We start from the raw sequence: 12,013 nt of genomic DNA on the forward strand, positions 1-12,013 counted from the left end.
CGGAACAGGCGAACCCCAGAACACACGAGGAGCCGGCTGACATGACCGTCCCCGAGGAGAACCGGCCGAAGACCCGGGACACCGACGACACCGTCGAGCAGCAGGAGAGCGAGGAGGCGCGTGTGCGGGGCGGCACCGGCCGCACCATGCGCGAGGCGCTGGAGGAGGCCCGGATCCGGCCCGACGACTACGACGAGCGGTAGGCGTGCCGTGCGGATCATGGCGCGGCCACGACGTGCTGACGGGGCGCCGCCGAGCTCCCGCGGCCTGATCCGAACGGCGTCCCCCAAGCCCCCGGTCCCCGACGCGACGATGTTTCGGCAGGTGAAAGCATGAGCGCCCTGAGCGCGCTGGAAAAAGCACTGGAGAACCGGTGGGAGGCGTTGTGGGCGCGGATGTTCGGCCGGGATCCGGTCGAACTCGTCGACGCCCTGCGGCACGAGTGCGACAGCAACGCCGTGGTGTGCCGGGCGGGCCGGGTGCTGGTGCCCAACGCCTACGAGGTGGAACTGGCCGGCCCGGTGCACGAGGAACTGACGCGCCGGGGCGTCCGCGTGGGTCAGGTGCTCACCGACCGCCTGGCCCGGCACGCCGCGCGTCACGGTTATGAGTGGGCGGGCCCGCTCGCCGTGCACGTCCGCCGGTCCGCCGAGGTGCCGGGCGGCCGCTACCGTGTGGCGAGCAGTGTGATGCCGCATGTGAGCGCGGACGGCTTCCAGCGGGCGGCGGCGCCGGGCCGGGGCTGACGGTCCCTCTCACCGCCGGTACACCGTGATCGAGTGACCGACGTCGTCGACCGGCCGGCTGCTTTCGAGCAACTCGGCCAGCCGGCCCGTCGCCTTGGCCGCGGCGGAGTCCGACACCACCAGCACCCCACGGACCTCCTCGGGTGGCACCCGGCGCGGGTCGGCCGCGTCGATGCCGTAGTACGAGGGCACACCGGCGCCCTTGTACACGAGCCAGATCCGCTCTCCCCGGTACCGCTCGCGCAGCCGGTCGGCGAGCCGGCCGAGATCCTGGCCCCAGTCCACGTTGGAGTCGTGCAGCCGCAGCCGGGTCTTCGACGGGCCGCCGAACGCCTCGTTGGAGTACGGGAGGTAATAGGGGAACGTCCGCAGCGAGCTCACCGCGACGAACGCCACCAGCAGCGCCGTCACCACCGGCGCCCACCGTCGGCGGACCAGGAGCACACAGCCCGCCGCGACCGCCAGGAACATCGGCAGGAACACGGCGTACCGGGTGCCGAAGTTCCGCGATCCGTACATGGCGGCGGCCAGCAGAACGGCCGGGACCACCAGGAGATACGGCGCCACGGGCCGCAGCCGCCGCGTCGTCACCACCGTGACGGCGCCCGCCGCCCACAGCACCAGCATGCCCAGTGGCGTCTTCACCAGCAGCGCGGCGGGCAGGTAGTACCAGAGCGAGCCCGTGTACACCCGCCCGAACAGAAAGCCCTGCCACGGCCGGTTCTCCAGGCCGAACTGGACGCGCATGCCGTCCCGGTACGGCTCGGGGAACGGCAGCAGGTCCACCAACAGCCCGCGCGGCCCCGTCAGTACGGGTACCTGCTCCGAACTCCAGCGCAACCGGGGATCGACGAGCAGGTACGCGGCCCAGACGACGGCGACCGTGATCAGCGTGAAGGCCAGGGCCCACCGGGCCGCCCGTGCGAGCCCGAGCCGCCGGTCGCCCCCGGCCGCGCACCACACCGATATGGCGGCCGTCACCACCAGCACCGGCACCGCCGGCAGCACACTCATCCTGGTGGCCAGCGCCGCCCCCAACGCCACGCCGGCCAGCGGCAGATGAAGCCCAGGACGCCGGCGCGCCCGCCACAGCAGCCACACGCAGGTCAGCACGAACCCGGCGGCCGGGACATCGAGTGTGGCCAGTGAGCCGTGCGCGATCACGTCGGGGGAGAGGCAGTACAGCGCGAGCGCCACCAGCCCAGCCGCCGCACCGGCCAGATCACGGGCGAAGGCGAACACGACGAGTCCGAACAGCAACGTCAGGACGATCACCGGAAGACGGGCCCAGAACATCACCCGCCACGGGTCGTTGCCCGACTCGTACAGCAGCCGCCGACCCAACTCACCCTGATCACCGCTGAATCCGGGTTCGAGATGCGGACCCGCGACCGCCACCCCCGCGGCGATCACCAGCTTTCCGAGCGGCGGATGCTCGGGGTTGAACCGCAGACTGTGCTCCTCCAGATACACGGCGGCCGTACCCACGTACACGGGCTCGTCGATCGTCGGCGTCTGCCGAGCGGCGGCGGTCACCATCGCCACGGCCATCTGCCCGAGCAGCAGCACGACCACGACGAGCACCGCCCACCGCCGGCCCGAGCCCGCCGGGGAGGAGGCCGGTCCACCGGTACCGGTACGCGGATCGGGCGCCCGCTCCGCCACCACAAGATCCCTCATGGGCTCCTACTCTCGCACCCGCGCCCACCCGCCGGGCGCCACCTGTCGACGTCCCCGGGTACGTACGTCAGGGGTTCGCGGCTCACCGAACCGGTCTCCACCGCGTTGTCCACGGCTCCCGTCCGACCACGGGCGGGAGCCCGCGTCAGCGGGACCGACCGCGGTCGGCCCGTTCCGGCGGCCGGGTCGCGTCCGGCCGTACGGACGCCGGCACCACGAGATCGGCCCGGTCCCGGGTCGCGGCGACCAGCTCGGCGTTGCGTTGGTCGGAGCGCTCCACCCAGGCCACCGCCTCCGCGTGGCTCTTGCCGAACTCCTCGTGGCGGGCGATCAGACGGCGCAGCCGCTCCTCCTCGTCGAGGGCGCAGAACCACACCTCGTCCAGCCACGGCCGGACCCGGGCCCAGGCGCCGGTGTCCAGCAACAGGTAGTTGCCCTCGGTCACCACCAGCCGGGCGGCCGGCGGAACGGGCACCGCTCCCGCCAGCGGCTGCTCCAGTACCCGCTCGAAGCCGGGCGCGTACACGATCTCGCCGTCCGCCTCCTCGCGCAGCCGCCGCAGCAGCGCCGCGTAACCGGCCGCGTCGAAGGTGTCCGGGGCACCCTTGCGGTCCCGGCGGCCCAGGCGGTCGAGTTCGGCGTCGGCGAGATGGAAACCGTCCATGGGAACATGCGCCACCCACGGCTCCCCGGTGCCGTTCAGCTCCCGCACCAGATGCCCGGCGAGGGTGGACTTGCCCGCACCCGGGCCGCCGGCGATGCCGAGGATCGCACGCCGGCCGTCCCCCGGGAGGGAACGGGCACGACGGAGGAGGTCTTCGAAGGTCAGCGCCACACGGAAGAGTGTGGCACCACGGCGCTGCGGCAGGTGTTCCGCCGCCGTGGGGCCAGGGTGGCCACTGTCCGGCGTCGAACGGGGAAGGTGTCCCCCATGACGGATCTGGGTCTGCCCGATGACATCCTCGCCTGCCTCTTCGACCTCGACGGCGTCGTCACGCGGACGGCCGTCGTCCACGCGGCCGCCTGGAAGGAACTGTTCGACGCCTTCCTCCGGGAGCGGGACGGCGACGCCTTCCGCCCCTTCACCGCCGCCGACTACGACGAGTACGTCGACGGCCGCCCGCGCGCCGACGGCGTGCGCACCTTCCTCGCCTCCCGCGGCATCACGCTGCCCGCGGGCGCTCCCGACGACCCGCCCGGCGCCCGCACCGTGCACGGCCTCGGCAACCACAAGAACGAACTGCTGCTGGCGAAGATCCGCACCGAAGGCGTGGCCGCCTACGACGGCACCCTGCGCTACATCGAGGCGGTCCGCGCCCGGGGGCTGCGCACCGCGATCGTCTCCTCCAGCGCCAACTGCCGTGACGTCCTGCGCTCGATCGGCGCCGAGAACCTCTTCGACGTCCGGATCGACGGAGTCGTCGCCGCCGAACGGGGCCTGCCCGGGAAGCCGGAGCCGGACACGTTCCTCGCCGCCGCCCGGGAGCTCGGCGTGCCGCCGTCCCGCGCCGCCGTGTTCGAGGACGCGCTCGCCGGCATGGACGCGGGGCGCGCGGGACGCTTCGGCTACGTCGTCGGCGTGGACCGGGTGGGTCAGTCCGACGCGCTGTTCGCGCACGGCGCCGACCGGGTCGTGACGGACCTGGCCGAGCTCGGAGGCGGTGCCTGAGCACACCGCGGCTCCGGGCCTCTGCGACGGTTGGCCGTATATCGCCCCACACGCCTGTTCCCGTCGGGTTAGGTTGTTCGTGATCTCCGAAAGCCCGGCCGGACGACGCCACCCCTGGGCCGCCCCCGCGGCCGGCGAGACCCGGCACCCATGACGTGAGAGTGAAGGACGGACGATGAGCGACGGCCCCGGTGCCCTCCTCGCCGTGACACGGCGCCGCGAGCAGCGGTCCGGGCCGGACGCCACCCGGCCGGCGCACGACGGCAGGCCGCTCGCGGTGCTCGCCGCCGTCTTCACCCTCGCCCAACTCGCGCTCGTCCGCCCCGTGCTGGGTCTCGGCTGGGACGAGATCGTCTATACCAGCCAGGTCACCTCCCACCACCCCGCCGCCTTCTTCAGCGCCCCCCGCTCCCGGGGCGTCTCCCTGCTGGTCGCGCCCGTCGCGTCCTGGTCCGACTCCACCGCCCTGCTGCGCGTCTACCTCGCGGTGCTTTCCGGTCTCGCCCTCTACCTGGCCCTGCGCGCCTGGCGTGGCCTCTTCCCGACCCGGATCCTGCTCACCGCCGGCGCCTTCTTCGCCTCCCTGTGGGTGACCCTCTTCTACGGTCCCCAGGCCATGCCCAACTACTGGGTCGCCATCGGCGCTCTGATCACCGTCGGCGGTTTCCTGCGCCACCGCGCGGACCCCTCCTCCGGCGGCCCGCTGTGGGCCATGGTGGCGGGCACCGCGCTCATGGCCTGGATGCGTCCCACCGACGCGGTCTGGGTGGCGATCCCGCTGCTCGTCCTCGCCCTGGCGGGCCGGCGGTGGCGGCCGCTGCTCGCGCTCGTGGGCGGCCTCGTGGCGGGCGGGGCCGAGTGGGTGATCGAGGCGTACGTCGCCTTCGGGGGCCTCGGGGAGCGGCTGGCCGAGGCCTCCCGCATCCAGGGCGGGCTCGGCCGGCACTTCGCCGTGGACGACCAGCTGCGCAGCCTCGGCGGACGCGCCCTGTGCCGTCCGTGCACCGGGACGATGCCCCACCCGGTGATCACCCTGTGGTGGTTCGTCCTGCCGCTGCTCGCCGTCCTCGGGCTGGTCGTCGCCGTACGGGCCCGCCGCACGCTGCGCACCCTGCTGCCGCTGGCCTGTGCCACGACCGTCGCACTCCCGTACCTGTTCATGATCGATTACGCGGCGCCGCGTTTCCTCCAGCCCGCGTACGCCCTGCTCGCGATCCCCGCCGCCCAGGCACTGTGGTACCTGGTCACGGCAGCACGCGGGAGGTGGCGGCCGGCCGCCGCGGTGCTGGTCGCGCTCGCGGTGGCCGGCCATCTCACCGTTCAGCTGACCGTCCTCGTCCACACCGTCGACCGCACCCTCGACGGCCGCCGCGACTGGGCCCGCACGGCCGGTGAACTCCACCGGCTCGGCATCCGCCCACCCTGCCTGATCACCGGGTACCGATCCATCCCCATCGGCTACTACACCGGCTGTTCCTCCGGCGCGACGTTCGGCAACAACGAGAACACCACCGTCGCCGAGATCCTGCGTACCGCGGACCGCCTCCCGGTCGCCGAGCTCACCGGTCCCGGCGGCACCCCGCCCGCCTACGCCCGGCCGTGGCCGGTTCACCTGGTCGGTGACCTCGAGGTCCGTATCGCCCCGGGTGGCGGCGGCTGACTCCCGGCGCCAGGTGGGGCCGGAACCGTCGCCGTCGCCCGAACAGGCCCTGCCCCTGCCCGCCCCGGGCCCCTGGCTCCGCTGCCCGCCGCACGGGATTGAAGACCGGGTGACGGGAAACGCGGATCGGACACCACGGACACAGGTGCCGACGCAGCGTGACAGGGAGGACGCCATGGGTTCCGAACCAATGGCCGACGACGCCTACCAGCCCACCGGGAGCAACGAGGAGCAGCAGGACGCCGCGCCATTGGACATGCAGGACGCCCTCGACGAACGGTCCTACGACGACACGCTCGACGAGGGCTACTCCCCGCCGGAGAAGCCGCTCGGCGTCACCAAGTACGGCACCACGGCCGCCGAGCAGTACGAGGGGGAGACCCTCGACCAGCGGCTGGCCCAGGAGGTGCCCGAAGCGTCCGCGCCCGCCGGGGACGAGGTGGGCGATCTGCAGGGCGGCGAGGGCGAGCCGGTCGACCCGGAGGCGGGCACCGCCCGCGCCGGACGCCTGGTCGCCCCCGACGAGGGTGCTCACGCCGACACCACGAAGGAGACGGTCGCCGAGGACGTCGGTATCGACGGCGGGGCCGCCGGCGCGGAGGAGGCCGCGATGCACGTCGTCGAGGACGAGGCGGAGCTCCCGGACGGCCGGGACAGAACGTGATCGCGCACGGCGCGCGGCGCCGCCGGTCCGTCCGCGGGGGACCGGCGGCGCCGTACTGCCGGGGAACGGGGTACGGATTCAGGGCAGGATCTTGTCCAGGGCGGCCGGCCCCTCCTCGGCCAGCTTGCGCCTGGCCCACTCGAGGTTCTGCGGGGTGAGGTCCTTGCCGGAGGCGAGAACCAGGTCCTCCGGCGACACATCGGTGCCGGTGCGGGCGTGCAGCAGGCTGTCCGGGGTGGCGCTGTCCTCGGGCTGCCGGGACGCGTCGGGCTGGGACGTCGACATCTTCTGGCTCCTCGGGTCCGGATCGCTGTAGCGGCCCCGGTGCTGTCATCGGGTCCGATACCCACCCTTCAACGGGGGAGCCCGCTGTGCATCCGGAAGCGCTCGCGGCACCCGGGCGCAGGGACGGCTCCCGGGGCGGGGACCCCTCCCGGGACCGTGGCGGATCTGCCCGTGCGGCCGTCTAGAAGGGCGTGAGGGTCAGCCGCAGGCCCGTCGGCGCCGTGTCCTGGATGTACGAGGCGAAGTCGGCCACGTCGTCGAAGGCGAAGCCGTACGCCCTGCCGTCCTCGGTGGCCGCGTGCATGGCCCGGGAGTAGTGGTTGGTGAGTTCGGTCCGGTAGAAGACCGAGGGGTCGGCGGTCGGCTGGTCGGGGTGGCTGAGCAGCGTGGACCGGTTGAATCCGGAGCCCAGCACCGCGGCGACCGGACCGGTGGTGCCGTCGTTGGGCGCGGCCAGCGCGCCGTCGCAGAACAGGACGTCCCGCGTGGAGGGCCTGCCGAAGGAGACCTGGGCGGGCCCGTCGAAGGAGAACCTCTCGCCGCGTACCCGGCCGGTGAAGGTGCCGGCGTTGGTGGTGACCTTGAGATCCCGGCCGGTGTAGGTGCTCCACACCTCGTCGATGTACGGGGCGAGGTAGTCCTCGGCGAACAGACCGGAGTCCAGCCCGTGGCCGGGCGCGATGATCCGGGTGTCGTCCACGACCAGCCGGGAGAACGCCTCCACCTCCTTGACGGCGGCGAAGGCGGCGGCGCGGCCGCCCTCGCGCACGGTGCCCGTCGTCCGGTCCCCGGAGCCGGTGAGCCGGATGCTCAGCGGCACGCTGAACATGTCGACCATCGTCGTGTTGCAGAACATGCCGGCGGCGTTGTGGGTGAACTCCGCGCAATCGTGCAGCACACCGTGGTTCGGGTCGGAGGCGACCCAGCCGGCCGGGTACTGCAGCGCCGCGTTCCCGTTGCCGTCGGTGACGACCTTGAACGTGAGCTTCGCGCCGAGGGACACGTAGATCCGGCCGGACATGTACGGCAGGGACAGCTCGGTCTCGCCGCTGCCGGCCAGACCGATCGCGTAATCGGTGAAGCCGTCGGGGCCGTTGTCCGAGACGGCGATCGGGGCGACGGTGCCCTCGGGGGTGAGCCGGACCTGGCGGCCGTCGGCGTTGCCCACGACATACAGATGCACGCTGGTGTTGTCGAAGGAACCGCTGTTGTTGACGATCGTCAGCGGCAGGGATCCCGCCGCTGCCGCCGAGGCCTTCCGCTCCCCCGGCTGGTCCGCGAGGGCGTGCGGGGCGATCACCGCCGCGGCGGGCAGGGCCACGGCGGCTCCGCCGAGGGCGAAGAGGACCTTGCGGCGGCCGAGGGTGCGCTGATGACGAGGAGTCATGTGGGGGTCTCCTGAAGTACTCGTGCGGGTTCCTGACCGGGCCGGACGACGGAGGGGACAGCCCGAGAGAGCGCTCTCGGGCTGCGGGCCGGGACCGGCGTGCGGCATTGATGCTAGGGACACCGAAGGGCCCCGCCAACGGTCCGACTTGTCCTCAACCCGCCCTGACCTGCGCATACTTGAAGAAGCGGCCAAGCCCCCACGATCGCTTAACCGGCCTTTAAGGGGCGCTTAAGCCGACCGGGTCCGGGCGCCACGGAGCGCGTCGGGAGCGCTCCACCGCGCAGTCGGCGCCGAGGTCACGCCGAGCGGGCCTCGCCGCGCAGCAACGACTCCGCCGAAGCCAGGAGACGCGTGACCCGGAGAGCGAACGCCGCGTCACAGGGGTCGGCGACACCGGTACGGGCCGCGGTGAGGAGAGCGTCCGCGGCCCGGGCGAGGGCGGGTACGACCCCGTCCGAGGCCTCCGGGAGGAGCGTGACCCCCGCGTCTCCGCGCAGTTCGACCATGGCCCCGGCCGCGGCCCGGGGCGCGGTCAGGCTCAGGGTGAGGCTGCTCGACGCGCCGCTCTCGTGGTCCAGGACCAGATGGACGGTGTCCCCGGGACCGTACGCCGCGGCCGTCACCCGCCGCGCCTCGCCGAGCACCGGAAGCAGCACGGACAGGGCGTGCGGGCCGACGTCCCACAGGGCACCCTTCTCCCGCCGCCACGGCGAAGCGGCGAAGGGGTTGTCGGGGTCGGTGAACACCGCCCCGAGCCACTGTGCCCGCCCGGTGAACCAGCCGCCCACACGGGCCTGTTCGGTGATCCACGCCTCCGGCCCGGACTGGAAGCGGGTGGTGAAGAAGACCACCGAGGCGACCCCGGCCTCCGCCGCCGCCTCGACCACCGCCCGTCCCTGCGCGACCGTCGGGGCGAGCGGCTTGTCGAGCAGCAGATGGCACCCCGCCCGCGCGGCGCGCACGGCCAGCTCCGCCTGCACCGCCGGCGGCAGCGCGACGGCGACCGCGTCGACCTCGGCGAGCAGCGCGTCGATGTCGTCGTAGGCCCGGACGCCGTGCAGGCCGGCCAGTTCGCCGGTGGCGTCGGGACGGCGGCCCCACACTCCGGCGAAGTCGAGGTCCGGGTGCCCGCTCAGCGCGGGGGCGTGTGCCGCCCTCGCCCAGGGCCCGGTGCCGAGCAGTCCGATCCGCATGCCGCCGCCTCTCCCACGAAACCGGCGTCCGCCGCCGGACCGTCCTCGCCGCGCTCCACCGGCGCGCTCCCGGTCCGTACGATGTTCCCTGCCGAAAGGCCATGTCAACAGCCTCACGACGGGCGGGGGCGGGGCGGGGCGGCGGGCCGTGCCGGGCTGGAGGGACACCGGGGACGGGGCACGGACCCGAGCCGGTCGCGGCCCACGACGGCGGACGTACCGGCGCACGGGGCGGGAGGCGCCGACGGGCGCGGTCGGGCGCGCCCGGGAGGGGGAAGCCGGTGGGCGCTCAGCCCTCGGGCTGGTTGATGTTGACCATCCAGGGGATGCCGAAGCGGTCCGTGCACATCCCGAACACGTCGCCCCACATCTGCTTCTCCAGCGGGACGGACACCGACCCGCCACCCGACAGCCTGTCCCAGTAACCGCGCAGTGTGCCCTCGTCCTCGCCGCTGATGCTCACGGCGAAGGTGTTCCCCGGGGTGTGCGCCGTCCCCGGCGGCATGTCGGCGCCCATGAGGGTGAAGCCGTCGGTGGTCGTCAGCATGCCGTGCATGATCTTGTCCGAACCCTCGGCGCCGGGCTGCCCGGCATCGCCGAACGTGTTCAGGCGCAACTCCCCGCCGAAGACCTCCTTGTAGAACTCCATCGCCTGCCGTGCGTTCCCGTCGAAACTCAGATACGGGTTGAGGAGCGAGGCCATCAATACCTCCCGGAACGGTGCAAAGGGCCGATGGTGCGCAGCGTAGTGCCGGACACCGGCCCCCGCGCGGCAGCCCGGTCGCACGGGCGGTCCCGAGTCCACGGCGCCGGGTGGGGCGGGGAAGGGGTGGATCACGGTGTGAGTGTTTCCGCCTGTTCCGGGCATACGCAGCGAGAACAGGAAAGGGGCGTTTCGTGCTCGTACCGAACCCGAAGACCGTCAGGCAGCTGCTGACCCGCCATGCGACGCTGCGGATCGCTCAGGCGGAGAGGCATTCGCCGGCGGCGGAGCGTGAACTGGAGGACGTCGCCTACACGCTCTGCGTCATGATGGCGACCTCACGCATCGACGAGGCCATAGCGCGGGCGGACGCCCTGCTCGCCCGGTCCACGCCCAGCCGTACCCCCGAGGGGGACGGCGGGAACGGACTGTCGCTGGCCGTCTGAGCCCGGCCGCACGCACCCTGCCATGAGCCGCTCACGGAACCGGCGCCCGAAGGCGCGCCCGCTCACGCCGGTGCGCGCCGCCGTCGCCCCGGGCGTGACCTCGTGCGCCGGGTGGTCCGTGGGTGGCCCGTCGGCCTGCGCAGAGCCCGGGACAACTCTCAGCGCCCACAGGGGTGTTCGACCCGCTCCGGGTAACCGTCATGTCCTGATGAACCGTCCGCCCCGGCTCGGCGAAGGGGGCGGGACCGTCCGGAACGCCCACTTCACCCCGAACGTGCGCCTACACTCGGCAGTCGCGTCCCCGCACCGGGGCCGCCGAGCAGAAAGGCACGTTGACGGGTGTTCCAGGATTCCCCCATCTACGACCGACTCATCGCGGAGTGCGGCGACGTGCCCGCACAGGTCCGCCGCGAGGCCGAACGCGTGAGCAGGGAACTGGAGCTGGTCATGCGGCCGCTGCAGTCCCCCGGCCTCGACCGGCCGCAGGCCCCGGGCAACGGCTGGCAGCGTACCGCCCTGCTGCCCGGACCGCGGTCGCGCTGACCAGCGTAGGGATGGCGGTCGCGCGGACCGCTCCTCACCGCCTCGTGGAACCCGCCCCGTTGAGCTCCGCGGGCTCGTCGGGAATGGGGCGGGACAGCCACTCGGCGATGCTCCGCGCGATCGGCTGGCCCGTCTCCACTTCCACGAACCCGAACTGTCCCGACTGGTTGCATTCCAGGAACCACCACGTCCCGTCCGCGTCCTCGGCGAAATCGAAAGCTCCGTAAGCCAGTGCGGCCCGGCGCATATAGGTGCGAACGGCGTCGGCGGTGCGCGCCGGGACCTCGGCAGGCTCCCAGGGCGGCCCGGGCGCGGCGAAACGCACGTCCACCTCCTGCGGATCCGCGTCCTTCGCCGTGGCCTTGCGGGCCGCCAGCAGTCGCTCGCCCACCACGGTGAGCCGGATGTCGGCCCGCTTGGCGACCCGCCGCTGAAGCAGCGTCGGTCCGTAGGCGACCGCCGAGAAGTCCGTGTCCGGCGCCACCCGGCTGGTCGGCACCGCCCGCGGCGGATCCTGTGGGTGGGCCCCCGACACCGGCTTGACCACCAGATCCGGGAAACGCTCCGCGAACTCCCGGGCGGCGCGGGGGAATGTCGTGATCACCGTGGCCGGCACGGGCAGACCACAGCGCTGTGCCAGCCGCAGTTGCCACGGCTTGTGGCGTGCCTGCCGGGCGGCGTCCGGGTGATTCATCCAGCGCGCGTCGCAACCGCGCAGCATCCCGTAGAGCGCCTGCGAGGCCTCCTCGGTCAGCCACGCCGACGGCTGCGGCGCGTGCCCGGCCGGGGTGCCGGGCCGGCGTACCCACACGGACCGGAGCCCGCCGATGCTCACCAGCCGCCCCCCGACGGACAGATGGCCGCGAAAGCGGCCGTGGACGTACTCGGCCGACAGCGAGACGCCACCGGTCAGGTCCGCGGGGTCGAGGCGCACCACCGGGACTCCTGAGCCGTTCAGATGCACGACCGCCATGTCGGCGGTGACATCCTCCTCGTTGGTGAGGATCAGCACGGTCATCGTCTACGGTCCGCGT

14 protein-coding genes are annotated in these 12,013 nt (G+C 73.1%); 7 read left to right on the plus strand and 7 right to left on the minus strand.

Going from position 1 to position 12,013, the window contains the following annotated elements:
- The first annotated feature begins 41 nt into the window (after positions 1-41).
- Positions 42-203, plus strand: coding sequence for a hypothetical protein (locus tag ACIF9R_RS23280; protein ID WP_399983236.1), 162 nt, complete (start codon positions 42-44; stop codon positions 201-203).
- Positions 204-332: 129 nt separating this feature from the next.
- Positions 333-746 carry a DUF3662 domain-containing protein gene (locus ACIF9R_RS23285; RefSeq protein ID WP_399983239.1) on the plus strand — a complete coding sequence of 138 codons (414 nt, stop codon included), beginning with the start codon at positions 333-335 and terminating at the stop codon, positions 744-746.
- A 9-nt stretch (positions 747-755) separates the two neighbouring features.
- Here ACIF9R_RS23285 and ACIF9R_RS23290 read toward each other — a convergent pair whose 3' ends face one another.
- Together ACIF9R_RS23290 and ACIF9R_RS23295 are read right to left on the minus strand one after the other, a co-directional pair.
- On the minus strand, positions 756-2,426 hold the full coding sequence (locus tag ACIF9R_RS23290) for an ArnT family glycosyltransferase (RefSeq protein WP_399983242.1): 1,671 nt from the start codon (positions 2,424-2,426) through the stop codon (positions 756-758).
- A gap of 145 nt (positions 2,427-2,571) precedes the next feature.
- The gene (locus ACIF9R_RS23295; protein WP_399983244.1) at positions 2,572-3,261 is read right to left on the minus strand and encodes a nucleoside/nucleotide kinase family protein; all 690 of its coding nucleotides are present in this window, start codon (positions 3,259-3,261) and stop codon (positions 2,572-2,574) included.
- A gap of 96 nt (positions 3,262-3,357) precedes the next feature.
- On the opposite strand from ACIF9R_RS23295, the gene ACIF9R_RS23300 reads away from it, so the two are divergent.
- The 3 genes from ACIF9R_RS23300 (at position 3,358) to ACIF9R_RS23310 (ending at position 6,419) form a co-directional block, all read left to right on the plus strand.
- Positions 3,358-4,095 carry an HAD family hydrolase gene (locus ACIF9R_RS23300; RefSeq protein WP_399983246.1) on the plus strand — a complete coding sequence of 246 codons (738 nt, stop codon included), beginning with the start codon at positions 3,358-3,360 and terminating at the stop codon, positions 4,093-4,095.
- A gap of 175 nt (positions 4,096-4,270) precedes the next feature.
- Positions 4,271-5,755 carry a hypothetical protein gene (locus ACIF9R_RS23305; protein ID WP_399983248.1) on the plus strand — a complete coding sequence of 495 codons (1,485 nt, stop codon included), beginning with the start codon at positions 4,271-4,273 and terminating at the stop codon, positions 5,753-5,755.
- Positions 5,756-5,930: 175 nt separating this feature from the next.
- The gene (locus tag ACIF9R_RS23310; protein ID WP_399983251.1) at positions 5,931-6,419 is read left to right on the plus strand and encodes a DUF5709 domain-containing protein; all 489 of its coding nucleotides are present in this window, start codon (positions 5,931-5,933) and stop codon (positions 6,417-6,419) included.
- A 78-nt stretch (positions 6,420-6,497) separates the two neighbouring features.
- Here ACIF9R_RS23310 and ACIF9R_RS23315 read toward each other — a convergent pair whose 3' ends face one another.
- The 4 genes from ACIF9R_RS23315 to ACIF9R_RS23330 form a co-directional block, all read right to left on the minus strand.
- Complete coding sequence (locus ACIF9R_RS23315; protein WP_399983254.1) at positions 6,498-6,704, minus strand: hypothetical protein; 207 nt, start codon at positions 6,702-6,704, stop codon at positions 6,498-6,500.
- A gap of 181 nt (positions 6,705-6,885) precedes the next feature.
- Positions 6,886-8,091 carry a glycoside hydrolase family 64 protein gene (locus ACIF9R_RS23320; RefSeq protein ID WP_399983257.1) on the minus strand — a complete coding sequence of 402 codons (1,206 nt, stop codon included), beginning with the start codon at positions 8,089-8,091 and terminating at the stop codon, positions 6,886-6,888.
- A gap of 299 nt (positions 8,092-8,390) precedes the next feature.
- Entirely contained in the window at positions 8,391-9,287 is an 897-nt protein-coding gene (locus ACIF9R_RS23325; protein WP_399983258.1) for a Gfo/Idh/MocA family protein, read from the minus strand.
- 289 nt (positions 9,288-9,576) lie between these two features.
- Entirely contained in the window at positions 9,577-9,990 is a 414-nt protein-coding gene (locus ACIF9R_RS23330) for a VOC family protein (RefSeq protein WP_399983260.1), read from the minus strand.
- A gap of 194 nt (positions 9,991-10,184) precedes the next feature.
- On the opposite strand from ACIF9R_RS23330, the gene ACIF9R_RS23335 reads away from it, so the two are divergent.
- Both ACIF9R_RS23335 and ACIF9R_RS23340 read left to right on the plus strand, forming a co-directional pair.
- Positions 10,185-10,436, plus strand: coding sequence for a DUF5133 domain-containing protein (locus ACIF9R_RS23335; protein ID WP_399983262.1), 252 nt, complete (start codon positions 10,185-10,187; stop codon positions 10,434-10,436).
- A 339-nt stretch (positions 10,437-10,775) separates the two neighbouring features.
- Positions 10,776-10,979: a hypothetical protein gene (locus tag ACIF9R_RS23340; protein WP_399983264.1), complete on the plus strand. Its 204-nt coding sequence runs from the start codon at positions 10,776-10,778 to the stop codon at positions 10,977-10,979.
- A 34-nt stretch (positions 10,980-11,013) separates the two neighbouring features.
- Here ACIF9R_RS23340 and tgmB read toward each other — a convergent pair whose 3' ends face one another.
- Complete coding sequence (gene tgmB, locus ACIF9R_RS23345) at positions 11,014-11,997, minus strand: ATP-grasp ribosomal peptide maturase (protein WP_399983266.1); 984 nt, start codon at positions 11,995-11,997, stop codon at positions 11,014-11,016.
- Positions 11,998-12,013 lie beyond the last annotated feature (16 nt).

It is taken from the genome of Streptomyces sp. NPDC086080, from assembly GCF_044540255.1.
Lineage (GTDB): Bacteria > Actinomycetota > Actinomycetes > Streptomycetales > Streptomycetaceae > Streptomyces.